The organism is Rhodococcus sp. NPDC056960, assembly GCF_042674125.1.
GTDB lineage: Bacteria > Actinomycetota > Actinomycetes > Mycobacteriales > Mycobacteriaceae > Rhodococcus_F.
The window spans coordinates 1-22,608 of sequence record NZ_JBHURF010000039.1 but is presented as its reverse complement, the minus strand read 5'-3'; the positions used below and the strand labels follow the sequence as shown (position 1 = coordinate 22,608).

Here is a 22,608-nt window from a genome sequence, read left to right as displayed (position 1 = left end):
CATGATGGTAAAGAGTCTCGAGCAGACGCTTGCCGGGCGCCCTGTCGATCGCGGCGCGGTCGACGCACACAAGGCTCGCATGATCGACGAGGTGCGTGCGTACCGGCTTCAGGAGCTGCGCGAATCGGTGGCGATGACGCAGAAGCAGCTGGCCGAGCGTCTCGGAGTCGGGCAGAACCGGGTGTCCAACATCGAGCACGGCGACCTCGAGCGCGTGCAGATCGACACGTTGCGCCGGTATGTCGAAGCCGTCGGCGGAGCACTGCGCGTCGAGGTCGAACTCGGCGACGAGCGCTTCCAGATCGCCTGATACCGCGCTCTACGGGGCAACCGCGATGGCGGCTGGCCCGGAAAGCTCAGGGTTCTTCCTCGATATCGCAGGTTCCGGTCATGGGGTCGTGCGCGCCGGTGAAGGCGGCCTTGGCGGTGCCCAGGTGGCGCTCGGCTTCCGTGCGGCTGCGGGCCTGGATGTCGTAGCCGAGGCGGGTGACGATCTCCGCGGGTGTGGTGGCGAACCTGTTTATCGCGTCGTGATCGTCCAGAATCCAGGCGGCGGCTTCCCGCTCGCCGGGCGACCAGGGTTCGGCGGCCGACCACCCGCACCGGTGCACGGCGCGGGCGCGGGCAACCCAGTCCGCGAGGCGATTGTCGCGGCGCAGGGCGTCGACGCCTCCGTTCGCCTCCGCGTCCATGGCCCAGATCGTTTCGACGAGGCGGCCGACCGGCCAGTCGTCCTCCGCGGCAGGCGCGGGCTGCGCATCCACCGAGTCGGTCGGATCGTCTGCGTTGGTTGCGGAATTTTCCACCGCGCGGAGCGCCTCGGAGAAGTCCGCTCCCGGGTGGGTGGCCTGATAGGTGTGGGCGGCCTTCCGGCGACCTCGCGGCCGCGGACCCCTACTTCCCCCGCCCGGACCTGCAAGCCGCCGGCACTGGGATCTGCTCCTACCGCAGCGAACCGCTGTACTGCTGCCCACCTCACCCGCGCAGGCTCTCACCCTGACCACCGGATGGCCGCAGATCGGGCTACCCACCGCCGTGACCACCATGCACCTGGACCCGATCACACCACCGCCATCCCGCCGCGCCTGATCCGCGCTGTTACCGCGGCCTGTCGGATCGCGCCCAGCGCAGCCCGGGACGGCCGTTTCCGTCCTTCACCTGCGCTAAACCACTGATCGAGACACTGCGATAGCGTTCTGCAGCGCAAAAAGCTTGCTGAGCAGGCGTTTTTACAAAGATGCTGCGGAAATGTCTTTTACCGCAGCCACCCCACAGACCGGGAGACCTTCCCTCTTCCCCAACACGACGACGACCTGGGGATACACGGGTGCTTCGGCGTCCGACCCAAGGAGTAGCCCGTTTTGGTGGGGTAACTATCGCTAATCGCAGTAAGCGCCAGCACCGGTCCGCTGACCACGGGGCACCGGGAACCGGAGTGCGGGCACCCGTAGGACCTGGTCCACTCTGATCCGACATCGTCGCACCGCGGGCGCGCCGGGTGCAATCGTCAGATGACGCGACGCGACCTCACATTCGAGAAGAACCGATGGCGGGGACATCGCAGCCGGACGCGCCGACACAGCAACATCCTGGACGATGTCCTCGCCCACGCCGAGCCCGCGGCGTCCGACGAGATACCTGGGTGCGCCGATACCATCGCCCGGTGACCGATCCGACAGATCTCACCGCCGAAGCCGCCAGGCCCTGGTCCGCGAGCAGCGATCAGAGAACTCAACCTTTCCGGGGACCGGCCTCACAGAAGAGAGCTGTACGACTAGGACGTCCCCGACGCGCAGCGGGAGCCGCTCGGAGCGGATAGCATCGCGGAGTTCGACTTCCGCGGACTCAACACCCCAAGGCGTCCGGCGAACTGACGGGGTGCGTTACGGGTGTGACGGCGCCCCGGGTCGACGGTGAGGACGCGGGCGTGTGGTTCGACCTCGCGGCCCATGAGAGCCACCGCGTCGGGGCGCCGGTATGACCCGTCTCCGGCTTTAGCCCGCCAGACGGCGCCGGTCGACGACCGTGATCCGGCGCTGGCATCCCTCGATCGTGTCCGCGGATCAGTTCGGCGCGTCGCCGGGTCCAGTCGGTGTGTCCTTCGACCCCGATTCTGCGACTATTTGTCCTCATACTCCACCATCGAGCTGACGACTTTTACCCCATCAACCTGCTATTTTGTTCCCACTCCCCTACTCCCCACCTTGCAGCCGCTCATAATCGATCGAGTGTGGGGAACCGACCCGAGAGACGGCAGGAGCGGCGCCGACTCATCCCGATCCTGGCAGGGACCTTCTCGACGGGTACCGCGGAGCAACCGGGGGACTCAGGCTTGGCTACCATCGGCGATCCGCTTCGCCTATCGACCTTCCGCGCACGACGCCGACGAATCAACCCTGTCCTTGAGTTGCGGATGCGACATGGGATCTCGCTGAGCTGTTGCAGACTGCTACACTGGATGTCGAGAAGGAGGTTCACGACATGGCAACTACGTCTCCGACTCGGATCGACGACGAGCTGTACGCATCGGCGAAACTGGTCGGTGGACGAATGAGTCGCAGCGCAGCACAGCAGATTGCGCACTGGGCGCGGATCGGCCGCGAGCTGGAAGCCTCACACAGCGTCTCCTACCGCGATATCGCCGACGTGCTGGACGGTCGACGCGACTACGACGAGTTGGCCGACCGGCAACAGGCTGTCGTCCGCGCGGAATGGACCGAGCGAATCACCGAGCGCCGAGAAGGACTCAACTTGGCAGAACAGTTCGCCCGCTCCGGCCGTTCCTACGTCGAGCTGGACACAGACGGCAACATCGTTCGGCACGCCGCACACGATGGCGAGTCGGCCGGCTCTTGAGCCCTGATCCCGTCCTGCACGCCATCGCTGGACCAAACGGTGCCGGGAAGACCACGTTCTACGAGCTCGTACTCCGCCCTGTCACACACATGGACTTCGTCAACGCCGACGTCATCGCCGCCGCACGGTGGCCGAACGAGGCGGCAACCCACGCGTACGAAGCAGCGGCCCTGGCAGCCGAGGAACGAGCACAGCGGATTTCCCAACGCCGCTCGTTCGTAGCCGAGACCGTGTTCTCCCACGAGTCGAAACTCGACCTGCTGCGCGACGCCGAACGGGCAGGATTCCACGTGACGTTGCACGTGATACTGATCCCGGAGGAGTTGGCCGTCGCTCGTGTGCTCGACCGCGTGGCGAACGGGGGCCACCACGTGCCCGAGGAGAAGATCCGGGCACGGTTTGGGCGGTTGTGGGACCTGCTGCACGCTGCGATCGCGACCGCCGATCATGCATATGTGTACGACAACACCACCGCAGCCACCCCGTTTCGGCTGGTCGCCAGCTTCACCAACGGCCATCCGATCGACGACCCGAGGTGGCCGTCCTGGACCCCGCCGGCACTCCGCCCGGACTCCTAGTTCCTCCGCACACCAACCGGAGCATGCCATTAAGCTCGGGGCCCGGCTGTGTAAGTTTGGCTTAGTGCCGACATCGACGGCCGCGGCTGCAGTTACACCGAACTGCTCATCGTCGACGAGGCCGACCGCCTCAAAGCCACCGGCCTCGAACAGCTTCGAGACTTCTTCGACCGCCACCACCTGGGCCTGATCCTGATCGGCATGCCCGGACTGGAACGCCGGCTCGAACGGGGCCACAGCTCTACAGTCGCATCGGCTTCGCCCACCAATACCGGCCGCTGAGCGATGACGAACTCGCCTTCGTGCTCGAGAAGCACTGGAACCGACTCGGCCTCGCACTCAACGCCGACGACTTCACCGACGCCGAGGCGATCGCCGCGGTCGCCCGCATCACCGGCGGCAACTTCCGGCTCATCCACCGCCTGTTCGGCCAGGTCCAACGCGTCCTCGAACTCAACGACCTGCACACCATCACCCGTGAGGTCGTCGACACCGCCCGCGACACCCTCGTCATCGGCACCTGACCACCGACAATCACCCCGAGGACGATCTGATGACCAGGAAGCTCGGATACGCCCGCATCACCTTGTCCGACCGGAGCCGCCTCGCGCTCCAACACGACACGCTCACCGCGGCCGGCTGCGAACGCATCTTCACCGACACCACCCCCGCGGCGGGCACCCCGCAACCACAGCTCGAGATCGCCCTCGCCGCGCTCGAACACCAAGACCTGCGCGTCGTGTGGTCCCTCGACCGGCTCGCCCACTCGCTGACCCACCTGCTCCGCACCGCCACCCGGGTCACCGACGCCGACGCCGGCCTCTGGTCGATCACCGAGGACCTCAACACCGCCGACCCGGACACCGGCAATCAGATCGTCGAGCTGTTCAACGAACTCAGGCTCTGTCAACACGCCCTCACCCGGGAGAACACTCTCGCCGGGCGCGCCGAGGCCCGCAGACGCGGCCGCGTCGCAGGCCGACCGCCCGCCCTGACCGACACCGCCGTCGCGCAGGCCCGCACCATGAAGGCCCACGGTGCCACCGTCACACAGATCGCCGAGGTGCTCGGCATCGCACGCTCGACCGTCTACTGCAGCCTCGCCTGATCGGCACCGCGCCACATCGCTTCGGCAACAACGTGCCAGATAGCGCTGGGAGTCACATTCAGGATGGGTGTCGGGTAAGGATCGATACTCGTCGGGATTTGAGGACTGCGGTGGCGGCCCCATCCGCCAGTCTCCACTCGCATCCAATCAGGTTTGTGGGGCTGATTCGGTCAGGTCGGCGTGGACTGGTCGACGGGCGGCCTCATCGGATGGGGTGGTCAGGGTTGGGCGAGGTTGCGTACGCATACCTCGAGGGCGTCCCGCAACGCGGTCACGCTGGGACCATCGAGTCCGTCGAGCATCTTTTTCTCGACGTTGCCGGCGGCGTGCTCGCACCGTGCCAGAACGGCGCGGCCGTCGCCGGTCAGGTAGGTGCACAGGATGCGCTGGTTGTCTTCCTGCGGACGGCGTTCGACGTATCCGGCCCGTAGGAACGCCGAGACCATCACCTGCATGGACTGGGCGGTCACGAAGGCCCTCCGGGCGAGCTGGGCGGAGGAGATCCCGGGATGGCGGCGCAAGATGCTCAACGCGGCGTACTGCGGGGTGGTGAGTCCGTGTTCCTGCATGACCGCGTCGAGGTCGCGGCGCACCGCCGACTCGAGGCGCTTGACGAGGTAGGTCACGCGCGGGCCGTCGGCAGCGTCGTCAGCATCGGGTTGCTCCTCGCGGGGATCTGCGTTCACGGTTGACAGCGTATCAGAGTCACTGATAAACCTTTATCAGAAGCTCTGACATGTACGCAGTCCTTCCATCACGCCTCGGCCAGTTCGGCCGAACCTTTCCGAGCAGACGGAGATCCGCATGACCACACACACCACGTCCGAGCCCTGGGGCACCACGGTCGACGTCGAATTCGACGACAATCGCATCGCGTGGGTGAGCTTGAATCGCCCCGACAAGCGCAACGCGATGAACCCCACCCTGAACCGGGAAATGTTCGCCACCCTGGACCGTCTCGAAGACGATGACCGCTGCGCGGTGGTCGTGTTGACCGGTGCGGGTGAGGCGTTTTCGGCTGGTATGGATTTGAAGGAGTACTTCCGCGAGACGGACGGTAAGCCGCGGTCGGTGCAGCACCGGGTGCGAGGTGAAGGGACCAATTGGCAGTTCCGCAAGTTGTACAACTACAGCAAACCGACCATCGCGATGGTCAACGGCTGGTGCTTCGGCGGCGCGTTTGTGCCGCTGGTCTCCTGCGATCTGGCGATCGCCGCCGAGGACGCCACTTTCGGTCTGTCGGAAGTCAATTGGGGTGTCACTCCCGGAAACCTGGTAACGCGTGCGCTCGCCGAGACCATCCCCACCCGGGACGCGATGTATCACATCATGACCGGTGAACCGTTCGACGGGCGCCGCGCCGCCGAGATGCGGTTGGTGAACGAGGCGGTCCCGGCCGAGCGGCTGCGGGAGCGGACCATCGAGGTGGCCAACAAGGTGAGCTCACTGAGTCAGTGGGTGGTGCGCTGCACCAAGATCGGGTTCCGGCACTCGCGTCTGATGCCCTGGGAGGCTGCCGAGGACTTCCTGTACGCCAAGCACGACCAGGCCATCCTCTTCGACTCCGACGCCCGCACCGAGGGCATGAGCGAGTTCCTCGACACCAAGGCTTACCGCCCGGGACTGGGTACCTACGCCGGCGCCGGACAGGAGTAGGACCGTGACCAGTATCGACGACATCGACGTCGCCGCCGTGGGCCTGCACATCGGGGGCGCGGTGAGCGACCCGGTCGACGGCCGCTACATCGTCAAGACCCAGCGTCTGACCGGCGAGGAGATCGCCCGGGTCGCCGCCGCCGGCCCAGCCGACGCCACCCGGGCGGCGGCCGCGGCGGCCGCGGCCGCCCCGGTGTGGGCCGGGATTAGCCCCGCCGGGCGGCGTGTGGTGCTCAACCGGGCCGCCGACCTGCTCGACGAACGCGGCGCGGAAATTTCGGCGACGATGGGCCGGGAGATGGGTGCGGCCGCGGCCTGGTGCGGCTTCAACGTCATGCTCGGAGCCAACATGCTGCGCGAAGCCGCAGCCCAGGTCTATGCCACGGTCGGGCAGGTGATTCCGTCCGACGTGCCGGGACTGACCGCGCTCGCCGAACGACGACCACTCGGGGTCGTGGTGGGTATCGCCCCCTGGAATGCCCCGATCATCCTCGGTGTCCGCGCGATCGCGATGCCACTGGCCTTCGGTAACACGGTCGTGCTGAAGGCGTCCGAGGAAACCCCTGTCACCCATGCGGCGATCGTGCAGTGCCTCGTCGACGCCGGGGCGCCGGCCGGCGCGGTCAATCTGATCACCAACGCTGCCGACGATGCCGCCGAGGTCGTCGACGCGCTGATCGCGCATCCGGCCGTCCGGTGTGTGAACTTCACCGGCTCGACCCGGGTTGGACGCATCATCGGTGAGACCGCCGGGCGGCACCTGACCCGCTCGGTGCTCGAGCTGGGAGGAAAGGCCCCGTTCGTCGTCCTCGCCGACGCCGACCTCGACGAGGCGGCCGCCGCCGCGTCGTTCGGTGCCTTCATGAATCAGGGCCAGATTTGCATGTCCACCGAGCGGCTCATCGTCGATAAGGCGGTGGCCGACCGGTTCGCGGACAAGCTCACCGAGCGTGCCCGCGCTCTGGTGGTCGGTGACCCGCAGGATCCGGGAACCCATCTCGGTCCGCTGGTGCACGAGGCCGCGGTCGCGCACGTCGACGCCCTGGTCACAGACGCGGTCGCACATGGTGCGACGGTGCTCACCGGCGGCACGGCGGACGGATTGTTCTACCCCCCGACGGTGCTCACCGGTGTCGGCCCCGATGCGCGGATCTACACCGAGGAGTCCTTCGGCCCGGTGGCGCCGATCATCGTCGTCGACGGCGTCGACGATGCCGTGCGGGTGGCCAACGATTCCGAGTACGGGCTGTCCGCGGCGGTGTTCACCGCCGACGTCGACCACGGCCTGCGGGTGGCACACCGGATCGAATCCGGGATCTGCCACGTCAACGGCGCGACCGTGCACGACGAGGCCCATATGCCGTTCGGTGGTGTCAAGGCCAGCGGCTACGGGCGGTTCGGGTCGGCGGCATCGCTCGAGGAGTTCACCGAGTTGCGGTGGGTCACCGTCTCCTCCGAGCACCGTCACTACCCGATCTGAGCGGAGAAACTGCCATGACGAGCACCATTGAGCCGGACACTATGCACATGCTGACAGGCCTGCGGTACGGAGAACTGGTCGAACGCCGCGCCGAACGCCAACCCCACCGGGTGGCGCTCGTATACGGCGATCAGGAATGGACCTACGGTGAGTTCCTGCAGCGGATCCGGGCCGCCGCCACCTTCCTCGCCGAGCGCGGCATCGGACCGGGTGACCGGGTGGTGTGCTTTTCGGAGAACCGGCCCGAGCTGCTCGTGGCGGTCTACGCCTGCGCCCGGGTGGGTGCGGTGTTCGCCCCGGTCGGTGTGGCGTCCACCGTCGAGGAACTCGTGCATGTGATCGACGATCTGGCGGCCCGGGCGCTGCTGGTGTCCCCGTCGACGGTCGAGCGGATCACGGGGAACCCGCGGTGCGGGCAGATACCGCGGTATCTGCTCGCACCGGCCGCCGGTGTGCCGTTGAAGGTGTTTCCCACCCGCGCGGTGGCGGTGCCCACAGCGCACTGCCCCGCCCCGGAGGATGCGGCGCTGATCGTCTACACCTCCGGAACCTCGGGACGACCGAAGGGGGTGGTCCTGAGCCATCGCGCGCTGCTGTTCAACGCCGTCAACACGGTGCTCGGCCTGGACATCGTTTCCGACGACGTCACCCTGGTGAACACTCCGTTCTCGCACACCGCAGCACTGAACACCCTCGCGATCAACACCTTGCACAAGGGCGGGGCGGTGGTGATCGACCGCGGTTTCGACGCCCGCCGCTGCCTCGAACAGATCCGCCGGCACCGCATCACCACCCTGTTCGCGGTGCCGTCGATGTTGGCGCTGATGACCCAGGCCGACGGGTTCGACGACGCCGATCTGTCGAGCCTGCGCTGGATCCTCGGTGGTGGGGCACCGATGCCCTCCGCCCTGGTCACCGTGTGGGCCAAGCGCGGGATCCCGGTGCTGGCCAGCTTCGGGATGACCGAGGCCGGACCCTCGGTCAGCTTCCGCCGCCGAACCGATGCCGCGGACAAGTCCGCCTCCTCCGGGCCGCCGGCGCTGCTGACCGATGTGCGGATCGTCGCCGCCGAGGGCACCGACTGCGCCCCGGGCGCCGTCGGTGAGGTGTGGGTGCGGGGACCGCATCTGGCGTCGGGATACTGGCGCAACCCCGAGGCCACCGACGCGGCGTTCCACCAGGGCTGGCTGGTCACCGGCGATCGCGGGTTCGTCGACGAGGACGGCGATCTGTGTATCAGCGGACGGTCCAAGGACACCATCATCACCGGCGGCGAGAACGTCGACCCGGCCGAGGTCGAGCACCTGATCGCCCAGTACCCCGGCATCAAGGACGCGGCGGTGATCGGCCGGCCCCACCCGGTGTGGGGTGAGGTGGTGACCGCGGTGATCGTCTCCGACACCGCGGTCACCCTCGAGGACCTGCAGCAGTTCCTGCGGCCGCATCTGGCCAAGTTCAAGATCCCGCGGACCCTCGAGGTCCGCCCCTCGCTGCCGCGCAGTTCGGTAGGCAAACTCCTGCGCCGCGACCTGACCGATCCCGGTGCTCCGGCCACCGACTCCTGACCGACGTCCTCTCCGGCAGATCCTGACGATCCGGTATCGCTCCCTCTCCACATGAGCTGCGCGCGAACATCTTCCGGCTCCGGCGTTCCCTCCCCAGAAAGCAGACAAACCGATGACCAGTTCCGCATCCGCCGGCACGTCCGGCACCTCTCCCCGCATCGTCGTGGTCGGCGGTGGTATCGGCGGCCTCGCCGCCGCCGCCTTCCTCCACAAGGCCGGGATGAATGTCCGCGTCTACGAACAGGCACCCCAGCTGGGCGAGGTGGGTGCCGGACTGGTGATCTCCCCGAACGCGGTCAGGCTGCTGCGGCGGCTCGGCCACCTGGACCGCTTCCTCGAGTCCGCCGTCGAACTCGAGGTCGGCTGGGAGTTCCGGCGCTGGGAGAACGGTGTGGTCCTGTCGGCCGAACAGATGGCCGGCCGCTGCGAGGACCTCTACGGCGAAAGCTCGTACGTCAGTCACCGCGCCGACCTGCTCGAGGCCATCCGCGCAGCGGTGCCGCCGAAACTGGTGGAGCTGGGTAAACGCTGCACCGGTATCGATCACCATGATGGCGGGGCGCGGGTGCACTTCGACGACGGCACCGTCGTCGACGCCGACGTGGTCGTCGGCGCCGACGGGGTCCATTCGGTGATCCGCGGCGCGATCACCACCCCGTCCCCGGCGGAGTATTCCGGCATGTGCGCCTTCCGGGCACTCGTTCCGGCCGAGAAGGCTCCCGATTTCGCGCGCCGCCCGGTGCAGACGCTGTGGATCGGCCCAGATCACCACCTGGTCCACTACCCGGTCTCGGCCGGTCGCAAGATCAACATCGTGGCGTTCGCGCCCGCCGGGGACTTCACCGACGAATCCTGGAGCAGCCGCAGCACGGTCGCCGAACTGCTTGCCGAGTTCGACGGCTGGGACCCCCGCCTGATCGAGTTGATCGAGCGCGCGGGAACTCCGGGACGGTGGGCCCTGCTCGATCGCGCCCCGCTGTCGCAGTGGAGCAAGGGCCGGGTCACCCTGCTCGGCGACGCCGCACACGCAATGTTCCCGTTCTTCGCGCAGGGCGCAGTCCAGGCCATCGAGGACGCCGCCGCGCTGGCCCAGTGCCTGGCCGCCCAACCCGGCGATCCCGAGTCCGCGCTGGCCGTCTACGAACAGGTCCGGCGACCACGAGCATGCCGGCTGCAGGAACTCAGCCGCGACCGTAAACACATCAACCACCTGCCCGACGGCCCCGAACAGCAACAACGCGACACCGCACTCGGCGACGGTGACGCCCTCACCCGCAGCGGGTGGATCTACGGCTACGACGCCGAAGCCGCGGCCCAGGAGGCACTGACCCGATGCTGACCTTCACCCACCGCACCCTCGGACAGCGGGTGCTGTTCGGGGCCGGCCGCGCTGCCGAAAACCTGCTCTCCGAGGCGGACCGGCTCGCCGCCCGGTCGGTCATGCTCATCGCCGACACCCCCGCACGCCAGCGCGCACAAGACCTCGCCGCCCAGCTGCCCGCGGCGATCGTCTACGACGACGTCGTGCCCCACGTACCGATCGAGACCGCCGACCACGCGCGCCGCACCGCCGCCGAACACGACGTCGATCTGCTGATCAGCATCGGCGGCGGCTCCGCCACCGGCCTCGCCAAGGCGGTCGCCCTGACCACTGCGATTCCCATCGTCGCCGTGCCCACCACCTACGCCGGCTCCGAGGCCACCAACGTGTGGGGCATCACCGAGAAGTCCCGCAAAACCACCGGCATGGATGATCGGGTACTGCCGGCGGCGGTGATCTACGACGTCGAACTGACCTACTCGATGCCGGTGCCGTTGTCGGTCGCCTCCGGGCTCAACGCGCTCGCGCACTGCATCGACTCGATGTGGGCCCCGCGCACCGACCCGATCGATCAAGCCCTCGCAACCGAGGGCATCCGCGCACTCAGCGCGGGACTGCCGGCGGTCACCGCGGACCCACGCGACCGCGACGGCCGGGAACAGACGCTCTACGGCGCCTACCTGTCGGCGGTGGCCTTTTCCTCCGCCGGCTCGGGTATGCACCACAAGATCTGTCACGTGCTCGGCGGTGCCTACAACCTGCCGCACGCCCAGACCCACGCGGTGATCCTGCCCTACGTCCTGGCCTTCCTGGCCCCGGCCGCGCCCACCGCGGCGGCGCGCATCGCGGACGCATTCGGCACCAGCGACGCCGTGTCCGGGCTGGCGGCGCTGCGCGCACAACTCGACGCCCCCACCGCCCTGCGCGACTACGGCTTCACCGAAGAGGCGATCGACGAGGCCGCCCACCTGATCCTGCCGGCGATCCCCGACAGCACGCCGCGCCGTGTCACCGAACGCGATCTCGCCCGGTTGCTGCGGGCGGCGTGGGCCGGCGCCCCCCTGACCGAGGAAGCGATGACATGACCAATTCCGACACCGAACAGCACCGACGCGAACGCGAACTCACCGAACGGGTGACGGCGAGTTTCGACGGCTGCGACAACCCACGCCTGCGGCAGTTGATGCAGTCGCTCGTGCAGCACCTGCACGCGTTCATCCGCGAGGTGCGCCTGACCGAGCAGGAGTGGCAGAGCGCCATCGACTTCCTCACCGCCGTCGGACACATCACCGACGACCGGCGGCAGGAATTCATTCTCCTCTCGGATGTTCTCGGTGCCTCGATGCAGACGGTCACCGTCAACAACGAGGCGCACGGGAGTGCCACCGAGGCAACGGTATTCGGACCTTTCTTCGTCGACGACGCCCCCGAGGTGCCGATCGGCGGCGACATCGCAGGCGGCGCGGCGGGTGAGCCGTGCTGGGTCGAGGGCACGGTCACCGACACCGACGGCACCCCGATTCCCGGGGCCCGCATCGAGGTCTGGGAGGCCGACGACGACGGGTACTACGACGTCCAGTACGACGACGACCGCGTCGCCGGCCGCGCCCACCTGTACGCCGACGCCGACGGACGCTACGCGTTCTGGGGTCTGCGCCCGACGCCGTACCCCATCCCCCACGACGGTCCGGTCGGAAAGATGCTCGACGCGGTCGGCCGCTCACCCATGCGCGCAAGCCACCTGCATTTCATGGTGTCCGCCGAAGGCCACCGCACCCTGGTCACGCACATCTTCGTCCGCGGCGACGAGTTGCTCGATGCGGACACCGTCTTCGGTGTCCGCGACTCGCTGATCAAGGACTTCGTGCCACAGCCCGCCGGCACCCGCACCCCCGACGGCCGCGACCTCGCGACCTCGCCGTGGTCGCGGGTCCACTTCGACATCCGGCTGGCCCCGTCCGCGGCCGCTGACGGGGACGGTGAGCGCGACAGAGACGACATGATTGACGCCATATAAGAGAAACTGATACGTTGTCAGTAATCCTTACATCCTTTGGGGTTGTGGACAGACCCCAGGCCCGAGAATAGAGAACCAGGCCGATGAGTCACTACCGCAGCAACATCCGAGACATGCAGTTCGTGCTGTTCGAACTGCTCGGCAGCCACACCGTCTACGGGAAGGCGCCGTTCGCGGACGTCGACCCCGACGCCGCCCGCACCATCCTCGCCGAGGGGGCGCGCTACGCCACCGACCGACTCGCTGAGACCTTCGCCGACACCGACCGCGCCCCGGTCTTCGACCCGGCCGACCACAGCGTCCGGCTGCCCGTCGCCTACCGCGACGCCGCGGCCGACTACCTCGACTCCGGATGGCTCGACCTCGACCTGCCGGAAGAGATCTCCGGGCAGAACGTGCCCCCATCCCTGCGGTGGTGCATCACCGAGATGATGCTCGGAGCCAACCCGGCAATCCCCCAGGGCCTCAACGTCATTCCTCAAGTAGTTCGGTTGCTGCGGCAGCAGGGCACCGAGGACCAACGCCGGATCGCCGAGCTGATCGTGCAGCGTCGCTGGATGGTCACCATGATGTTGACCGAACCGGACGCCGGATCCGATGTGGGGGCAGGCCGCACCCGGGCGTTACCCCAACCGGACGGGAGCTGGCATCTCGAGGGCACCAAGCGGTTCATCACCTACGGTGACCACGACCTCACCGACAACATCATCCACCTGGTCCTCGCTCGCCCGGTGGGCGTCGACGGTGCCGGCGGACCCGGCACCCGGGGGCTGTCGCTGTTCGTCGTCCCGAAGTTCCATGTCGACTCGGCCACCGGCGACCTCGGCGAACGCAACGGGGTGCTGGTCACCGGGATGGAACACAAAATGGGCCTGACCGGCAGTCCCACCTGCGAGGTGACCCTCGGCGGGGATCGCCCGGCGGTCGGCTGGCTGCTCGGGGACACCCACGCCGGCCTGCGGCAGATGTTCGAGCTGATCAAACATCTGCGGATGCTGGTCGGGGTCAAGTCGACGGCGGCGTTGTCGACCGGTTACCTCAACGCCCGCGAGTACGCCACGACCAGGGTGCAGGGCCGCCGGCTCGTCGGCGGCAACGACCGGCCGGTCGCGATCATCGAACATCCCGACGTGCGCCGGTCGCTGATGACACAGAAGGCCTACGCCGAGGGGATGCGGGCGCTGATCCTCTACACCGGCACCCAGCAGGACCGGGTCGAGGCCTCCCGCGCCGCCGGCGACCTCGACCGGGACGCCGACGCCTGCCACCAGATGTTGCTGCCGGTGATCAAGGGCTACTGCGCCGAAACGGCGTGGCGCGTCCTGGGGCAGGAAAGTCTGCAGATCTTCGGCGGCTCCGGATTTCTCACCGACTATCCCCTCGAGCAGTACGTCCGCGACACCAAGGTCGACGCCCTGTACGAGGGCACCACCGGCATCCAGGGCCAGGACCTGTTCTCCCGCAAGATTCTGCGCGACAACGGTGCCGCCCTCGAACGACTGCTCGCCGAGATGGAGAAAACCGTCGGTGATACCGCCGCGTCGCGACTGGCCGGTGACGGCGAGATCCTCGGCTCGGCGATCGAGGCGGTCCGGGGCATGGTCGAAGTGCTCACCGCCCGATGGGGAAGCGCCGGTGCGCGGCCGGTGGCAGCGCTGGACACCACACGGTTCCTGCTGCGACTGGGTGATCTGGTGTGCGGGTGGCTGCTACTACGCAGTGCCCTGCTCGCGCAGTCACGCCTCGACGACAGCGGCGCCGACCGATCGTTCTACCTCGGCAAGGTCGAGGCCGGATCCTGGTTTACACGCCAGGTCCTCACCGGTCTGCCCGCCGCACTCGACACGATGCGGCGCACCACCGGGCAACTTCTCGAGCTGCCCGTCGACGCGTTCTGACCCCACAACCGCACCGCCGCCCCGCACCTCGCTCACCCGGGGCGGGTGACGCCGCCGATCACCCCATCCACTCGTGCGGCGTCGCGTACGCCGCAGAAAAGGACACTCCCTCATGGACGTTCGCGAGTTGATCCGAACCCACACCTTCGCCGCCGGCCAATCGACACCGAGCGACCGCGCGTTCACCAACGCGTCCTGACCTCACCCGACCCACTGGCCACCCTCACCCCACCCTGTCTAGCCGCTCGACGCCGAGCGGGGCAGGCGTGGGGTGATCGGGTTCGCCGGCCGGGTGTTGCTCAGCGCATGTGCCAGTCCGCGCGCCGCCGACTGCACCAGCATCGTCATCTCCCGCATGTCCCGGGCCCCGGGCGTTCCCAGGATCGACACCGCCACCGATCCGACCTCCGGTGGGCCGGCCGCGAGCGCCGCGCACGACGCCGATCCGGGGGTGAGCTCGTCGATGGAGGTGGCCGCCCCTGTGCGACGCACCCTTGCCAACTCACTGCGCAGTGCGCTCGGATCGGTGATCGTCGCCGGGGTGTACCCGATGAGCTCGCCCTCCAGCACCTGGCTTTGGAACTGCGGATCCGAGTGTGCCAGAAGAACTTTACCGACCGCGCTGGCATGGAGTGGTAGGCGCCCGCCCGCCCGCCCGACCGGTGGCACATCGCGTGTTCCACTGATCTTCTCCACCAGTAACGCCTCGGTCCCGTCGAGGACCGCGAGCAGAATGTGGGCATGGGTCATCTCCCACAGCCCCTGCAGAAACGGCAGTGCCCGCTCCCGTAACCCGTAGGTCCGCGTCGCCCGCGCGGCCACCTCCCACAGCCGCACCCCGATGACGTAATTCCCCTGCGGCGTGCGTTCGAGTCCGCCCCATTCGACGAGGTCCCGCAGCAATCGGTGCACCGTACTGCTGGGCAGGCCGGTCGCCCGCGCGATCTGTGACATCGACATCTCGGTGCGCTCACCGGTGAATGCTTCCAAGATCGTCAGCACCTTGCTGGTCACCGACCGTCCCGGCATCGAATTGCGGCCCGACACAACGTCCTCTCTCCCGCTCACGCGCAGACCGGTTGCCCACTGGACGGGAAACCTGTGGCTGGCATCACATAAGAGAGTCTTACATAGACCGGACGGCGGAAACCTGCCGGATCGGAAATTTTCAGGAGTGAAGACAATGACGGAAACGATGCTCGCTGCCCGTATGCACCATGTGGGTGAGCCGATGACCCTCGATCGGGTCCCACTGCCCGAACCCGGCCCGCACGATGTCCGGGTCACGGTCCGGGCCTGCAACATCGTGCCCAATCTGGCCAACATCCTGAAGAACTGGACCACCTGGTTCCCGCAGAACCCTCTGCCCGCGCTGCCCGCGATCTTCGGCCTCGACCCCGCCGGCATCGTCGACGCCGTCGGCGCCGATGTGCACGGCTTCGCCCCCGGCGACCGGGTCTACGTCAACCCCGGAAGGCACTGCGGCGACTGCCTGGCGTGCCGGCGCGGCGAGCACATCAACTGCACCAGTTACGCCTTCTCGGGGTACTTCGGTTTCACCGCCTCCGCGCCCCGGATGCTGGACAGGTACCCGTACGGTGGTCTCGCCGAACACATGATCGCACCCCAGTACTCGCTGGTGAAGTTGCCCGACAACGTCTCGTTCGAACAAGCCGCCCGCTTCGGATATCTCGGGACCGGCTACGCGGCCCTCCGCAAGGCCAGAGTCGGCACCGACACCACCGTGCTCATCAACGGCATCAGCGGCACCCTCGGCCTCGGAGTCGCCCTGTTCGCGCTCGCCATGGGCGCAACCACCATCCTCGGCACCGGACGCGACCGCGACCTGCTCACCCGCGTCGAAGCACTCTCACCCAACCGCATCCGCACGTTCTCGACGCTCGACGGAGCCATCGACACCTGGGTCCGCCAGACCATCGAGGGCGGTGTCGACGTGTACATCGACGCACTCGGTCCCGGAGCCCCGCACGAACCGTTCCAGCAGGGGATGAAGTCACTTCGCCGCGGGGGACGCGCCGTCAACATCGGCGCCACCGCCGGCGAGGTGCCCATCGAGGTCCACCACATCATGGATCAACAACTGCAATTGCTGGGCTCGTGCTGGTTCACCGCCGGCGAGGGACAAGACATGGCCGCCATGGCCGCCGCCGGCCTGGTCGATCTGTCCATCTTCGAACACATCACCTACCCGTTGGCGAAGGTGAACGACGCCATCAACGGCGTGGCATCGCGCCACGGCGGATTCAGCAACTTCATCATCACCCCGGACGAAAAGTGACCACCATGACCGAACGACGATTCCCGTACCCCCTCGACCCGTCACGGACCGCCCTGATCAACGTGCACTGGCAGGAAGACATCGTGACGCCGACCGGCGCCTTCGCACCCTTCTTCGCCGAATCAGTGGCCCGCCACCACATCATCGACACCACCCGCATCCTGCTCGACGGCGTCCGATCCGCCGGGGCCCACGTGATCTGGACCCGCGCGGCCTTCGCACCCGGCTACCCCGAACTGATCCTCAACACCGCACTCAATCGCGCCATCGCAGACATGGGAGCCCTCGTCGAGGGCTCCCATGGCGCTCGCATCATCCCCGACCTGGAACCTCTGCCGACCGAGGCAATCATCAGTCATCCCGGCACATCCGCGTTCTCGACCTCGCCCCTGGATTCGATCCTGCGTCGCCACCGCATCGACACAGTCCTCTTCACCGGGGTGGCCACGAACGTGACCGTCGAAGGAACCGCTCGCGATGCGGTCAACCTCGGCTACAACACCATCATCGTCACCGATGCGTGCGCCGCCGCGACCGACGCCGCACACCAGGCAACCCTGGACACCTTCGAGCTGCTCGGCCACTGCGCCACCACCGACGAAGTTCTACACAACCTGACCGAATCAGAGCCACAGACAGTCGGGGCACCCGCATAGCCGACTGCGCCCGCAAACCTGTCCGCAGGCGCAGTCGGGTCGAGGAGGAGGTCCCGGAATGGGACGAGGAGCCGCTGACATCCGGGAAGGTGCCGGCGGCTCTCCTCCGGACCGCCTCCAAGTCCTCCGCCCGGGACTGGCGGTAGGGAGCAATTCGAAACCTGCAGTATTTAGATACCGTCATCGCGTTCGCACCTCGTGACGCCTCATGCGTGGTCCGGGCAGAGAGGAGATCGGGCGTGATGGTCCATCCGGCGCCTGCGAGTCGTTGTCGAACCGGGCTGGCCAGCTCACCCGCTTTCGGCCAACTCGGCGAAATGCTTGGCAAGGATGGGTCCGCTCGTCGCAGGGCCAGGGCACGACCCGGTGCTCAGCGGCTACGGGGTGTGGCGCGAGACCATGCCGCGCGACCCGTCGGTCTCCAACACCCTTCTCTTCCAAGGTGATCGGACGAGACCGGAGTCATTCTGCTGTCCGAGGACTCGATGTATCTGTTCCTGGTCACTCCCGACCCGGGCACCCCCCCCCGCCACGACCGGGCCGACTTCGGAACCCCGCTCACCGGGCGCCTCGCCGGCTCCAAGGGACTCATCGGCGATCTCCAGGATGCCACCGACGGACCCGATGGCATCGTCTACAGCCGCTGAGCGAGGTCCTGCTCCCCGCACCCTGGAACCGCGGCCACCTCATCGTTCTCGGCGACGCCGCGCACATGTGCGCACACCCCACCTGACCCAAGGCACCGGCATGACCCTCGAAGACGCAGTCGTACTGGCCGAGGAAAGCGAGCGCGGCACGACGATGCCATGACCATCCACCGCCCGATCCCAGCGCGTCAAACTCGTCCACGACGCCCCGCATGCCATCCTCGCCGTCGAAATGCCTTTCGACGTCGCGTCGATCCCGGCTGTGTGCGAGCACATGCGCGAAGCACCTCCCCCTCAGACCGCCGCAGGCGAGACGTCCTCAATCAGCCCTTCTCCTCAGTATGAACGCAGGAATTGCGGACACCAGGACTGCCGTCTGCAGAGCCTGCCGAACGTGAACACCACGCGGGCTCCCCCCACGACACTCGTTCCGCCACCCACCAGGACTGAAAACCCATGAACATGAAGGAGCACACCTCACGATGTGCCTGAACTGCAACGCTCACGATGCAACGTCAATGCCTTCGATCAACCGGAGGTCCCTCTTGATCGGGCTTGGCGCACTGACCGCCACGGCGGGATTGACTGCGTGTTCAACATCGACCACCGCTGCATCGGATACCGGAGTCGCGTCCGAAACCGCAGGCAACGGCACAGCCGCCGAACCAAATCTCGAGCTGATCCTGCTCGGTACCCAGGCCGGCCCGCCAATCCAACCCGACAGAGCGGGCATCAGCACCGCGCTGACAGTTGCAGGACGCACCTACCTGGTCGACTGCGGCCGGAAGTCAACTACACAGTACGTCAACTCAGGCCTGACTCTGAGATCACTCGACTCGATTTTCATCACACACCTCCACGCCGACCACGTGTCTGACTACTACAACTACTTTCTTCTGGGAGGCATGGTCCCGAATTCGCTCGGAGACAATCTCTCCGGGCCGGTGAAAATCTACGGTCCGGGCCCGGCCGGAGGTCTTCCCGAACGATACGGCGGAGGAGTCGCCCCTGTCGTGTCACCGAATGACCCCACCCCCGGCATCGGTGCGATGACGTCGAGCCTCCACGATGCGTATGCATACTCGTCGAACGTCTTCCTACGCGACACTGGTATACGTGACATTCGTACGTTGACCGATGTACGCGAGATCGCCCTACCCGAGGTCGGTTCAAGCTATACATCACCTCATCCCGACATGGACCCATTCGTCGTGATGACCGACGACCGTGTCACCGTGTCAGCCACCCTGGTACCTCACGGCCCGGTATACCCTGCGTTCGCGTTCCGCTTCGATACCGAGTTCGGATCGGTCACCTTCTCCGGTGACACGACGTACAGCGAGAATCTCATCAAATTGGCGACTGGGACCGACGTGCTCGTCCACGAAGCAATCAATGTCGAAGGAGCTGACCTCGACGAGACACTCAAAGCCCATCTGCTCGAGGGTCATGTCGAAGTGCAGCAAGTCGGTTCGATTGCCGAGCGCTGCGGTGCGAGCCAGCTCGTCCTGTCTCACATCGGGGACATGGCAGGACTACTCGATGATGGCCAGTGGAAATCCTGGGCCTCCCAAGGCTATTCCGGATCAGTCACGGTCGGCCACGACCTGCAGCGGATTCGACTGGCGTAAATCACGGCGACATCGACGGTAGTCGACGAACGCGCCCCGGATCCCCTCCCCTACCCTGCGTTGCTGGTCGAGCCGCCAGTGGCGAATGGGCGGCGAGACGTGTGGGCCCGTCCGGGAAGCCGCACGGGCGAGCCCCCGTCAGGGGACCTGACATGTGCGGCTGGCGGGGGCCACTGCACCGGTGACTTCGAGGGGATGCGAAGGATCGGTGCCTATCCCAGGATATTCATGAGAGGCGGGGCTGCGGCAGACCTGTCGGGCAGACCCACTGTGGCAGCACACTCTTCCGGGCGGCCGCAGCGTGTGGGCCACCGCGGACCGCGGATACCGGAATCGTCAACCTTGCCCCTCCGGCTTCTGCGTCACCACGAAGTCATACGCGGCGAGCGGTCCGAGCAGCTTCATCTCCACCCGGCCGTCCCAGTTCTCGGCGAGTTGCCCCACGGCCTTTTCGAGCTCTTCCTGACGCTCGACGTCGGCGAGCACCGCCACCTGCACAGCCTCCTCCTCGTGCGTGGGTTCGCGCATATTGACCGACTCGACGAGATCCTCGAGCGCCTCGAGTGTCTTGCGGGTGTCCTCGTCGCGTTTGGCGACAATCGCGTTGCTCACCAGCTCACCCAGGGCCATCCGCGCGTCCCGGCCGGCGTCCTCCGACTTGTCGCGGATCGCGTCCCGCAGTTGCGCGGCCTGGTCGCTCTCGTCGATGATCTCCTGCAAAATCGCCTTCTCCACGTACCGACCCTTGACGACGTACTGGGCCTTACCCTCCAATTGCTCGAGGGCGGACGCGAACTCGTCCGCATGCGCCGACAGCAGTTCCTCCTTCACAGCGTCGGCGTCGCTGAGCACCGCACCGAACCGCAGGGGCAACACCGGCGCCACCCGGGCCGTCCCGTCCAGCACGTCCGCATGGGCCCGCAGGTCCTCGGGTGTGCCGAGCGCGCGGTCGACGGACAGTTCACTCACCAGCGCCGCGATCTCACCCTGCGCGACCACGCTCACCGTGCCGTCCGCGACGCCGGTCGCGCCCTCTTCGGGTTCGACGTCCGACGGCACGATCCCGTAGACATACACCCCGATCGTCGGCTTCTTCTCGTCCTTGCCTGCCGTCTCCGATTCCGCGGCCTTCTCCGATGCGGCCATCACCTGTCACCTCGAGTCGATCTGCGCGACACTCGTTCCCGCTCCGGTTCTTCCTCTTCTTCCCTGCCACCCAGCAGGCCGCCAAGTTTCTCACCGGCCGCCCCGAGTGCGCCCTGGGTTTTCGATTCGGTGTCGCTCTCGCCGCCGCCCCCGGCCAGGTCCGTCAGGCCCTTGGGTTCGCTGCCGATCTCGAGCCGGTTCACCGCCTCCGCGAACCGGAGGTAGGTGTCGACACTCGCGACCACGATGCGGGCGTCGATGGTCAGCAGTTCAATACCGACCAGCGAGACCCGCACGTACGCGTCGATGACCAGGCCCTTGTCGAGGATGGTGTCGATGACGTCGGCGAGGCTGCTCGAGCTGGGTCCACCTGCCGTGGTCATGCTCGTGCTCCTCTCCTGCGCCGCGCAGGTGCCTTCTTCGCCGCGGCCCCGGTCGACTTCGTCCCGCTGCGCGTCGACTTCGCCGCGGTCCGGGTGGACTTCGCGGCCCCGGTCGACTTCGCCGCGGTTCGGGTCGACTTCGCGGCCCCGGTGGACTTCGACGCGGCCCGGGTGCGCTTCGCTGGGGTTCGGGTCGACTTCGTCCCGCTGCGCGTCGACTTCGCCGCGGTCCGGGTCGACTTCGCGGCGGCCTTACGGGGACGGCGCCGAGGTGGTTCGGGCTCCTCCTCCGCCTCGTCGGGTTCCTCGCCGCTTTCGCCCTCGTCGGTTTCGTCGTCGGGTCCTTCGACCTCGCCCTCGTCCTCCGGTTCTTCGTCCTCGGGCTGTTCGTCCTCGTACTCGGCGGTGTCTTCGTCGGCCTCGTCCTCGGGCTGTTCGTCCTCGTACTCGGCGGTGTCGTCGCCCTCGCCCTCGTCGGTCTCGTCCTCGGGTTCCTCACCCTCGTCGGTCTCGTCCTCGGGTTCATCGTCCGCGTCCAGCTGCGCTTCGTCCTGCTCGTCCTCGTCGGGCTGCGCTTCGTCCTCGGCCGGCCCCTCGTCGTAGTCCTCGGACTCCTCGGGTTCGACTACCTTGCCGTCCCGGATTTCTCCGCGCCAGCCCTCGATTTCGTCGGGATGGAGGATCGACTGCGTCATCACGTGGCGTCCGAAGTGCTTCAGTTCCAGGCGCGCTCGTCGTCCCTGCGCCCGCCACAGGTTTCCCGTCTTCTCGAACAACCCCTTCGGGTGATATTCGAGGATCAGAACGATGCGGGTGAGATCGGGGGTCACCTCGTGGAACGTCACCGCACCGTCGATGAAACCCTTGGCACCCTTCGACCGCCACACGATCCGCTCGTCGGGAACCTGCTCGAGAATCGACGCTTCCCAAGTTCGGTGCGAGAGGAAGATCTGAGCCTTCCACTCGAGCTTCTCATCCGCCTCCTGCTCCACCCGCTCGACCTTCTTCATGAACGACGGGAAGTCGGCGAACTGGGTCCATTGGTTGTAGGCCAGCTGGACCGGGACCCCGACATCGATCGTTTCGACGATATTGGTGAGCTTGAGTTTCTTGCCCTTGCCACCGCCACCGCCACCGGTGATCTTGTCCTTGAGGCCGGACGCCTTCTCCTTCACGGTGTCGGTCAGCCCGGAGAGGAACGACTTGCCGTCACCGTTGCCGTCGTCGTTCCCGTCCCCGTCCCCGTTGCCGTTGCCGTTGCCGTTGCCGTTGCCGTTGCCGTTGCCGTTGCCGGTGATCGCGGACAGCAGGCTTCCGCCGCCGCCCTCGGCGTAGTCGTTGAGCCGACCGGTGGCGCCCGCCACCTT

Annotated in this window: 23 protein-coding genes; 17 read left to right on the top strand and 6 right to left on the bottom strand. The window is 67.2% G+C overall.

From position 1 onward, the window contains the following. Nucleotides 1–4 precede the first annotated feature (4 nt). Nucleotides 5–310, top strand: a complete 306-nt coding sequence (locus ACFTWF_RS40075) for a helix-turn-helix domain-containing protein (protein ID WP_378466671.1) — start codon at nucleotides 5–7, stop codon at nucleotides 308–310. Between the two features lie 46 nt (nucleotides 311–356). Here ACFTWF_RS40075 and ACFTWF_RS40070 read toward each other — a convergent pair whose 3' ends face one another. Then, nucleotides 357–806, bottom strand: a complete 450-nt coding sequence (locus ACFTWF_RS40070; protein ID WP_378466629.1) for a hypothetical protein — start codon at nucleotides 804–806, stop codon at nucleotides 357–359. A gap of 1,675 nt (nucleotides 807–2,481) precedes the next feature. On the opposite strand from ACFTWF_RS40070, the gene ACFTWF_RS40065 reads away from it, so the two are divergent. The 5 genes from ACFTWF_RS40065 to ACFTWF_RS40045 all read left to right on the top strand — a co-directional run bounded on the left by ACFTWF_RS40065 (nucleotide 2,482) and on the right by ACFTWF_RS40045 (nucleotide 4,542). Continuing rightward, on the top strand, nucleotides 2,482–2,856 hold the full coding sequence (locus ACFTWF_RS40065; protein WP_378466628.1) for a hypothetical protein: 375 nt from the start codon (nucleotides 2,482–2,484) through the stop codon (nucleotides 2,854–2,856). After that, on the top strand, nucleotides 2,853–3,434 hold the full coding sequence (locus ACFTWF_RS40060; protein ID WP_378466627.1) for an AAA family ATPase: 582 nt from the start codon (nucleotides 2,853–2,855) through the stop codon (nucleotides 3,432–3,434). Before ACFTWF_RS40065 ends, ACFTWF_RS40060 begins: the two co-directional genes overlap by 4 nt. A gap of 72 nt (nucleotides 3,435–3,506) precedes the next feature. Next, nucleotides 3,507–3,716, top strand: a complete 210-nt coding sequence (locus tag ACFTWF_RS40055; protein ID WP_378466670.1) for an AAA family ATPase — start codon at nucleotides 3,507–3,509, stop codon at nucleotides 3,714–3,716. Nucleotides 3,717–3,736: 20 nt separating this feature from the next. Beyond that, nucleotides 3,737–3,958, top strand: a complete 222-nt coding sequence (locus ACFTWF_RS40050) for an ATP-binding protein (protein WP_378466626.1) — start codon at nucleotides 3,737–3,739, stop codon at nucleotides 3,956–3,958. Between the two features lie 29 nt (nucleotides 3,959–3,987). After that, a complete protein-coding gene (locus tag ACFTWF_RS40045) occupies nucleotides 3,988–4,542 on the top strand; it encodes a recombinase family protein (RefSeq protein WP_378466625.1) in 555 nt (184 codons plus the stop codon). A gap of 218 nt (nucleotides 4,543–4,760) precedes the next feature. Here the strand turns inward: ACFTWF_RS40045 and ACFTWF_RS40040 are convergent, their stop codons facing one another. After that, entirely contained in the window at nucleotides 4,761–5,228 is a 468-nt protein-coding gene (locus ACFTWF_RS40040; RefSeq protein WP_378466624.1) for a MarR family winged helix-turn-helix transcriptional regulator, read from the bottom strand. A 118-nt stretch (nucleotides 5,229–5,346) separates the two neighbouring features. Between ACFTWF_RS40040 and ACFTWF_RS40035 the strand changes: the two genes are divergently transcribed. The 7 genes from ACFTWF_RS40035 to ACFTWF_RS40005 all read left to right on the top strand — a co-directional run bounded on the left by ACFTWF_RS40035 (nucleotide 5,347) and on the right by ACFTWF_RS40005 (nucleotide 14,479). Beyond that, a complete protein-coding gene (locus ACFTWF_RS40035; RefSeq protein ID WP_378466623.1) occupies nucleotides 5,347–6,198 on the top strand; it encodes a p-hydroxycinnamoyl CoA hydratase/lyase in 852 nt (283 codons plus the stop codon). A gap of 4 nt (nucleotides 6,199–6,202) precedes the next feature. Then, nucleotides 6,203–7,678, top strand: coding sequence for an aldehyde dehydrogenase (locus tag ACFTWF_RS40030; protein WP_378466622.1), 1,476 nt, complete (start codon nucleotides 6,203–6,205; stop codon nucleotides 7,676–7,678). 14 nt (nucleotides 7,679–7,692) lie between these two features. Further along, nucleotides 7,693–9,243, top strand: a complete 1,551-nt coding sequence (locus tag ACFTWF_RS40025) for a class I adenylate-forming enzyme family protein (RefSeq protein ID WP_378466621.1) — start codon at nucleotides 7,693–7,695, stop codon at nucleotides 9,241–9,243. A 112-nt stretch (nucleotides 9,244–9,355) separates the two neighbouring features. Then, complete coding sequence (locus ACFTWF_RS40020; RefSeq protein ID WP_378466620.1) at nucleotides 9,356–10,582, top strand: FAD-dependent monooxygenase; 1,227 nt, start codon at nucleotides 9,356–9,358, stop codon at nucleotides 10,580–10,582. Next, a complete protein-coding gene (locus ACFTWF_RS40015) occupies nucleotides 10,576–11,649 on the top strand; it encodes a maleylacetate reductase (protein WP_378466619.1) in 1,074 nt (357 codons plus the stop codon). Before ACFTWF_RS40020 ends, ACFTWF_RS40015 begins: the two co-directional genes overlap by 7 nt. Beyond that, nucleotides 11,646–12,581, top strand: coding sequence for an intradiol ring-cleavage dioxygenase (locus ACFTWF_RS40010; RefSeq protein ID WP_378466618.1), 936 nt, complete (start codon nucleotides 11,646–11,648; stop codon nucleotides 12,579–12,581). Before ACFTWF_RS40015 ends, ACFTWF_RS40010 begins: the two co-directional genes overlap by 4 nt. 83 nt (nucleotides 12,582–12,664) lie before the next feature. Further along, on the top strand, nucleotides 12,665–14,479 hold the full coding sequence (locus ACFTWF_RS40005) for an acyl-CoA dehydrogenase (RefSeq protein WP_378466617.1): 1,815 nt from the start codon (nucleotides 12,665–12,667) through the stop codon (nucleotides 14,477–14,479). Between the two features lie 237 nt (nucleotides 14,480–14,716). Here ACFTWF_RS40005 and ACFTWF_RS40000 read toward each other — a convergent pair whose 3' ends face one another. Beyond that, the gene (locus tag ACFTWF_RS40000; RefSeq protein WP_378466616.1) at nucleotides 14,717–15,493 is read right to left on the bottom strand and encodes an IclR family transcriptional regulator; all 777 of its coding nucleotides are present in this window, start codon (nucleotides 15,491–15,493) and stop codon (nucleotides 14,717–14,719) included. A 169-nt stretch (nucleotides 15,494–15,662) separates the two neighbouring features. On the opposite strand from ACFTWF_RS40000, the gene ACFTWF_RS39995 reads away from it, so the two are divergent. From ACFTWF_RS39995 to ACFTWF_RS39980, 4 genes are all read left to right on the top strand, one after another. Then, entirely contained in the window at nucleotides 15,663–16,778 is a 1,116-nt protein-coding gene (locus ACFTWF_RS39995) for an alcohol dehydrogenase catalytic domain-containing protein (protein ID WP_378466615.1), read from the top strand. Nucleotides 16,779–16,783: 5 nt separating this feature from the next. Beyond that, on the top strand, nucleotides 16,784–17,434 hold the full coding sequence (locus ACFTWF_RS39990; protein ID WP_378466614.1) for a cysteine hydrolase: 651 nt from the start codon (nucleotides 16,784–16,786) through the stop codon (nucleotides 17,432–17,434). A 485-nt stretch (nucleotides 17,435–17,919) separates the two neighbouring features. Further along, nucleotides 17,920–18,081, top strand: coding sequence for a hypothetical protein (locus tag ACFTWF_RS39985; RefSeq protein ID WP_378466613.1), 162 nt, complete (start codon nucleotides 17,920–17,922; stop codon nucleotides 18,079–18,081). 518 nt (nucleotides 18,082–18,599) lie between these two features. Further along, nucleotides 18,600–19,712 (top strand): MBL fold metallo-hydrolase, encoded by a 1,113-nt coding sequence (locus ACFTWF_RS39980; protein WP_378466612.1) that lies wholly within the window; start codon nucleotides 18,600–18,602, stop codon nucleotides 19,710–19,712. Between the two features lie 336 nt (nucleotides 19,713–20,048). Here the strand turns inward: ACFTWF_RS39980 and ACFTWF_RS39975 are convergent, their stop codons facing one another. The 3 genes from ACFTWF_RS39975 to ACFTWF_RS39965 all read right to left on the bottom strand — a co-directional run. After that, complete coding sequence (locus ACFTWF_RS39975) at nucleotides 20,049–20,858, bottom strand: GvpL/GvpF family gas vesicle protein (protein WP_378466611.1); 810 nt, start codon at nucleotides 20,856–20,858, stop codon at nucleotides 20,049–20,051. Beyond that, nucleotides 20,858–21,241, bottom strand: coding sequence for a gas vesicle protein GvpJ (gene gvpJ / locus ACFTWF_RS39970; RefSeq protein WP_378466610.1), 384 nt, complete (start codon nucleotides 21,239–21,241; stop codon nucleotides 20,858–20,860). The genes ACFTWF_RS39975 and gvpJ overlap by 1 nt, the downstream gene beginning before the upstream one ends. After that, nucleotides 21,238–22,608, bottom strand: a 1,371-nt coding sequence (locus ACFTWF_RS39965; RefSeq protein WP_378466609.1) for an SRPBCC family protein, incomplete at its 5' end; no start/stop codon positions are given. The genes ACFTWF_RS39965 and gvpJ, both read right to left, overlap by 4 nt.